Source organism: Tenacibaculum amylolyticum (assembly GCF_964511145.1).
Classification (GTDB): domain Bacteria; phylum Bacteroidota; class Bacteroidia; order Flavobacteriales; family Flavobacteriaceae; genus Polaribacter; species Polaribacter amylolyticum.
The window spans coordinates 1-6,268 of the sequence record NZ_CAZEFZ010000002.1; the positions used below are offsets into that span (position 1 = coordinate 1).

Annotated in this window: 6 protein-coding genes and 1 pseudogene; 2 read left to right on the plus strand and 5 right to left on the minus strand. The window is 38.7% G+C overall.

The features are described 5' to 3' along the window. Window positions 1-299: 299 nt before the first annotated feature. Genes ACKTTC_RS00690 through ACKTTC_RS00700 form a run of 3 tightly spaced genes read right to left on the minus strand, consistent with a single transcriptional unit; the run spans window position 300 to window position 3,734 of the window. Complete coding sequence (locus ACKTTC_RS00690) at window positions 300-1,187, minus strand: tyrosine-type recombinase/integrase (RefSeq protein WP_408037347.1); 888 nt, start codon at window positions 1,185-1,187, stop codon at window positions 300-302. Beyond that, window positions 1,184-2,110: a tyrosine-type recombinase/integrase gene (locus tag ACKTTC_RS00695; RefSeq protein ID WP_408037348.1), complete on the minus strand. Its 927-nt coding sequence runs from the start codon at window positions 2,108-2,110 to the stop codon at window positions 1,184-1,186. Before ACKTTC_RS00695 ends, ACKTTC_RS00690 begins: the two co-directional genes overlap by 4 nt. A gap of 40 nt (window positions 2,111-2,150) precedes the next feature. Then, window positions 2,151-3,734: a hypothetical protein gene (locus tag ACKTTC_RS00700; protein WP_408037350.1), complete on the minus strand. Its 1,584-nt coding sequence runs from the start codon at window positions 3,732-3,734 to the stop codon at window positions 2,151-2,153. Window positions 3,735-3,868: 134 nt separating this feature from the next. On the opposite strand from ACKTTC_RS00700, the gene ACKTTC_RS00705 reads away from it, so the two are divergent. Both ACKTTC_RS00705 and ACKTTC_RS00710 read left to right on the plus strand, forming a co-directional pair. Beyond that, window positions 3,869-4,201: a helix-turn-helix domain-containing protein gene (locus tag ACKTTC_RS00705; RefSeq protein ID WP_408037351.1), complete on the plus strand. Its 333-nt coding sequence runs from the start codon at window positions 3,869-3,871 to the stop codon at window positions 4,199-4,201. 4 nt (window positions 4,202-4,205) lie between these two features. Beyond that, window positions 4,206-4,577, plus strand: a complete 372-nt coding sequence (locus ACKTTC_RS00710) for a hypothetical protein (protein WP_408037352.1) — start codon at window positions 4,206-4,208, stop codon at window positions 4,575-4,577. A 39-nt stretch (window positions 4,578-4,616) separates the two neighbouring features. Here the strand turns inward: ACKTTC_RS00710 and ACKTTC_RS00715 are convergent, their stop codons facing one another. Both ACKTTC_RS00715 and ACKTTC_RS00720 read right to left on the minus strand, forming a co-directional pair. Further along, window positions 4,617-5,015 carry a hypothetical protein gene (locus ACKTTC_RS00715; protein WP_408037353.1) on the minus strand — a complete coding sequence of 133 codons (399 nt, stop codon included), beginning with the start codon at window positions 5,013-5,015 and terminating at the stop codon, window positions 4,617-4,619. Further along, window positions 5,015-6,268, minus strand: a pseudogene (locus ACKTTC_RS00720) (hypothetical protein); the annotation flags it as partial. The gene ACKTTC_RS00715 and the pseudogene ACKTTC_RS00720, both read right to left, overlap by 1 nt.

The following is a 6,268-nucleotide window of genomic DNA, read 5'->3' on the forward strand; positions in this document are numbered from 1 at the left end:
TCGCCGTCCAGCGAGCGCCGAACTTGACACGGACACACTGGCAAGCTACGCATTGCCGTGGACGTGCCACAAGCTTTTTTTGACCGCTTTATATACAATCATTATCCACCAAAAAAAGTGCAGTAGAGTGAGGCAACCAGCGGCGAGCCTCAATGAAGCAACGGTTTTGTTGCCATAAGCAACCAAAGGAAGTTGCGGGTGAACGGAGTTGTGGGGAAGCGAAGGTTTTTAAAGACCTTTAAAAACGAGCCTAGTGGTGCGCAGTGAACACCTTATAACCCCCTTTTAAGCAACATTATCTAGCTGATAGGATGGAAGTTGTTGACGATTTCGTGCAGGTTTTCCAAGTCGTCTTGTATATACTTTTCTGTGGAAGATATATAACGATGTCCTGCTAGATATTGCACCTGTCGTAAGTTATGTTTCGATAACCAATTCACGATTAAGCTTGAACGTATTTGTGAGTGGCTAATAACTTTATGATTGTATAGTTTTAAGTTTCGTATAATTCTATGAGTGATACAATACACTTGGTTAATCGTTCCAAAAACAAATTGCTCTGTATTGTCTGTGGTCATTCGTTTGGATAGATAGGGTCTTTGTGTATTTATATAGTTCATCAAGTCCATCATCTGTAAGGGTTGTAATTTCATGGTTCTTGCATTGCTTCGTCTGGTACTTGGGATGTCTATCTTTCCTCTATTTAATTGCAGGTATTCTTCCTGTAAGTGATAGAGTTCTATGGCTGTGATACCTTGGAACACCATCAAACCCAATACTACTTTATCTCTTAATTTGGTAGCTTTAAAAAAGGTGTCGTAATGTTCTATATCGTAGCTATAATATAAATCCTCTAATTCTTCTTCATTTAATAAATTATTGATGACTTTGATATGCTTTCCCCTAATGGCCATATCGTCTGCTGGATTATCGACCAACTCGCCTTTGTCCATCAGGTAATCATAATATAACTTAACTGCTCGTAGTTCATTATTGGTAGATTGACGTTCATAGTGCTTTTCTGTTTGCAGGTATTTAGCATATTTCAATAGGGTGCTGTAATTCAGTTGGTGTGCCGTCATACCATGACGTTTGAGCCAAGATTTAAAACGCCTGATGCGTAATTTATGAACTGTGATTGTACTTTGGCTGTATTGGTTCTTTGATAGATATGCTTCGTAACTCATTGGATGTCTTGTTTGATTAAGTGCGTGTAAACTTGTGTGGATTCTAAACTACTATGCCCTAAAAATTGGCTGACTGCCTTAATAGTTACACCTTGCTCCAGTAAATGCGTTGCTATGCTGTGTCGTAGTTTATGCGGTGTAATGCGCTTGTCTTTAAGGTCATTATTGTTGGTGGCTTTGATAATAGCACGTAGTCGCAACTTTATGGCTTGCCCACCCATTCTACCACCTGTGGAGCTGGTAAATAAGGCTTCACTTTCATTGGCTTTATAGAACTCCAAACGTGCATCGAAGATATAATCTTCCAGTATGCGTAAATTGTAATTGTTGATAGGTACGAACCGTTGTTTAAAGTTCTTGGTTTTCCTAACCAATATGCGTTCCTTGTCAAAAAGCACATCGTTCAAGTTTAAGTTTACTGCCTCATTTCTGCGCAGTCCACAACTGTACAATATCACTAATATGGCTTTGTCTCGTAACCTGAACCGTTGCAATGGACTTGTAAATGCTGTTGCCTCAAAGAGTCCCTTTACTTCTTCCTGTGTAGCAATATCCATTTCAGTTAGTCTGTCTTTTTTCTCAAAACGCAAGTGTATGGACAGGCTTTTGGCATTGTGTTTCTTTAGGTATTCATTGAACCTTTTGAGCGCACTTATATGTCCGTTCAATGATGGATTACTCAATGCACCTCCATAACTCTGGTTAGGTCGTTGCTTTAAGTATGTGTAATAATCGGTGATGTTTTTTCGTGTGATTGTGCTAATATTGTCATGTCCATTCTGTTCCAACCAGTAGAAGAACTCCTGTAAAAAAATAGGCGAGTACTTTACAACCTTATCACTATACCCCAAGATGTCCAACCATTCTTTAAATGATACCAGTAATGCCTTGTAGCTTCTGTTATGTAGCTTTAATTTTTTCACTCGGTTATATTTTTAGGGTTTTGTGGCGAGTTATGGTTAACTAACTGGCTTTCTTCTTTTTAGGTTCGCCATTTTGTTGGTGGCGAGTTACTGGCGATGTGGCGACTTCGATGCGATGCAAACAAGTATTTAAAGCTTCATCTATTTGTGCCTTTAATGTCTCATATTCCTCTAGGTCTATCACTTCAAAACAGTAGCTTTTAACCTTGTCCTTTTTGATACGTCTTATGTAACCTTCCTCCAATAACTGCTTGTTGTAACGTCTCAATGTAGTTTCTTTTACCCGTAGGTTTCTGCGTATTTCTGCATTGGTAAAAGTTGCCTGATTGTTTTCTTTTAAATATGCTTTCAAATTTTCTAGGTGGTTTCGGGTCGCGCCATTTATGGTATCACTCTTACGTAATAGCACATCAATGATAAGTTCGTTGGCTTCCTGTATATCCTCAAAGGTAGTTTCAATATAGACCTCGCCTGTGTCCTCGTTTACTTTCTGCTCACGTTGGTACTGTTTGTAAAAGGTAATCGCTTCAATAAATTGTAAATAATGGCTGTTGGTTCTTCTTGGTTTAAATACGGACAGTGGCAACTCCAAGTATTCTGCATACGGATTTATAACGGTTACCGTCTTTAAGCATCGCTGTACGTTCTGCAATAATTGTAAGGCATCCATTTGTGCTTGTTTGTCCAGTTTGCCTGCCGATGCCAAGCGTTGGTACTGCATGATACGGCTATCCTGCTCATGGCTTTCATCTATGTAGAGCAAAAAACTTCGGTTGCTGTTGTCCTCGTAGATACTCTCCTGTGTGGTGCAGCCTGCAACACTTACAGGGCCTTCAACGGTCAGGTGTATCGTTTTGGTCGTGCCTTTGGTGTCCTTGTGCACAACCGTTTTTGTGATGCGCTTTTTGGATTGCAGTTCCCGTAATGGATAGAGTACGGATTCTGCACCATCCAAGTCCTCTATGAGTATCAGTTTATGTTGTAGCTCGGTTCTGTTGAAGTAGTAAAATGCATTGGCGGACAATACCGTGATTTCCACTTTATCTTCTTCCGGTATCAGCTCTGCAACTTTAGATTGCAGGTGTGTTTTGCCAACTCCGGAACTGCCCAAGCTGATACAATGTAATGGGTTATTTGTTTTACGACTTGTAAAAATGAGATACATTAATAGTCGATTATCGACTTCGCCAATGACACCACTTTTGCCTATAAGCTCATTGGTGCGGTTTAGTAAATCTTTCTTCTTTAAGAACGCCTCCGCGGCTCGCAGTTCTGTGGCTGTGAGTTCTTTATAGGTTGGTGTTGCTTGCTGTTCCAACAATACAAAACGGTAGTTTTCAAGCTCCTTGGTCAAGTCCTGTAATGTTCTCCGTGCAACGCTTGTGCCTAGCTCCAAACGTTCTGCTATTTTCCTGACGAGCTTCTCTACTTGATTGTCATTGTAAAGGTCTACCGAGTGGCGCAGTACATTATGCGATTTGGGCTTCTGGACAGATAGGGTAATGCGAAGTGTCTCTAACTTATTGGTCTTGATACCCCCCAAGATGTGTAGCTCTAAATGCTTGGTGGTGTACTCATAATTGTTTGGATTCGATGTATTGAGCATTGTTAAAAACTTTTCCAAATGTAATTATCAGATACAAATATATCCTTTATTTACATTTATAACAAAACTATCAGATACATATTTCGCTTTTAATTACCTATTTTTGTTATATAATGTTATTTTAATTAACATTTGATACTATTAAGAACATCATGAATACAGGTAAGATTATAGAAGAGCTACGCAAACAACACAACTGGTCTCAAGGTGAGTTAGCAGATAAAACTAATGTATCAAGAGTAATGATTGGCAAGTATGAACGTGGTGAGGCTATTCCCTCTATCGAAGCTGCCAAAAGTATTGCCGACGCTTTTGATGTATCTCTCGATTATCTGGTTGGCGAAGGTATCAACGCTACATTTGACAAAAAGACTGTGAGGCGTTTACAGGATATTCAAAACCTTGATGATGAGACGCAAAATATGTTGTTTCGATTAATCGATACCGTACTTCGAGATACTAAAGCTAAAAAGGCTTACTCCTGATATTATGAGGTATTGTTTTGTATTCTTTTGCCTTTTAACCTTTAGTGGTTTTTCTCAAACAAGCGATTGCTCTAAATTTAAAACAGGGACTTTTAAGTATATCGGTTCTGATGAAAAAGATACCGTAATAACAAGGACTGATTCTATACAAACTGAACAGGACAATATAAAGGGGGTTAAGTTTACAGGTTCTGTAAAATGGCTATCAGATTGTAAATATATCTTGACCTATACAGGTGTAAACAATCCTAATTTCAATTTTATAATAGGAATAAAATTAAATGTTGATATAACTTCAACCACAAATAGCACTTATAAATACACCGCATATAATGATATGGGTAAGATTACAGGGGAGATTGTCAAGATAGAATAATAAGCAAAGAACCACCTAATAGGCGGTTCTTTTATTAAATTAATTTATACTATTTTGAGTAAAAGAATCCAGTATCTCCTTGATTGCTCTATCTTCTTTTCCTTCATCTTCGATTTCACAATTATAACTAGCAAGTATTAAAGTGTTCCCTCGTTGAAAAAACCAATACTGCCACCATCTTTCAGAGTCTTTTAACTTCGAGTAAGCAAAGCCATTGGTTATATGCACCTCAAAAGATTCATAATCCTCCAAAAAATCTTCTAATTCAGCTTTTAAATCTATCTCATTGTCATTTCCGACATAGTAAACAGAAAACTGTAATGCTCCTAAACCGTTTTCAGAATCATAAACAGATATTACATTATCCTCTTTCTCACAAGTCCATTCATCAGGATAAAGGAATACAAACCCAAACTTATCGTCAGTATAATTTTTCATTAATTCTTCTTCTTATATTTTTCAGGGTCGTAATAGATAACTTTACCTTTCTTCCCTGTTGCTCTTTCATATTGAGGCAACTGCTTTTTCCCTTTAGCTTTTCCTGAACTTGTATTAGGCTTTATCTCAACTGGACTGCCTCCAGGCGTAACCAAATCAGCTCTTACTGTTTTGCCTGTCTCAGGGTCTTTCATTGGAACTTCAACGCCCCAACCTTTGGCAGCTGCTTTTGACTGAATATCTTTATGAGCCTTTTTACCAATTTCTATTGAAGCTTTTACTTTAGGGTTAGCAGCCCCTTTACCTACCTTAACAACATCATCGGCAGTATTTTTAACAACGTCATCTGCAATTCCCGCTCCTTTAGGGCCAGGCTGTAAGGCAACTATTCCGTTCATTATCACTTGGCCTTGCGCCCTATCATCACCATCAATCGCTTTAGATATAGTCTCACCACCTGCTAGTTTATAAAGAGCATCACCAAAGTAGTTTCCAGTAATGTTCTTTGTTGGTGTTGAACTGGTAGGGGTATTATCTAAGTGAGTTGACGTATTTCCACCTCGTGGTTGGCCTAGTACACCATGCCAAACCTTATCCATAAACCACTCCGCCAATTCTAACCCCTCTAACTCAACTCCCATGCCAAGTTTATTTTCTTGGAATGCATAGGTGGAGTTGTACATATAATCCTCGGCCAGCGGGTCAATCTGCCAGAACCTACCGATTGCAGGGTCACTTACACGATATTTCCATTCGTGAGTATTCAGCCCTAAATCTTCTGTAAATTCTTGCTTTTGATAGGTCTTAAGGTTATTCTTTACTCCATTAAGAACATTGTTGTAGCCCTTATGTTCTAGACCGAATGGATAGTAATTTTGCTCCCTTCTGATTTCAGATTGTGAGATAGTTCCATTGCCATTATCGTCAGCATAGGTCAGTCTCGTATTGCCCCATATATCAACATATCTGTACACATACTGATAAGAACTTCCGTTAGGCTCAATATATCCTTCTGGTTGGGTTATCTGTTTAAGTGTACCGTTTTCGTAAACATAGTTGCCATTGTAGTCTGTCGTTGTTATAGCTCCATTGTCATTGGTAGTCTTTCGCAACTTTGTCCTATCAGCAGCATAGACGTAGTTTATTTTTTGGGTATTCGAGTTATTGAACTTAATCTCCGTTGGCATGTTAAGGTGATTGTACAGAACACTCGTTATTCCCTTATTGGCGTCTGTGATTAAGTTCCCATTAGT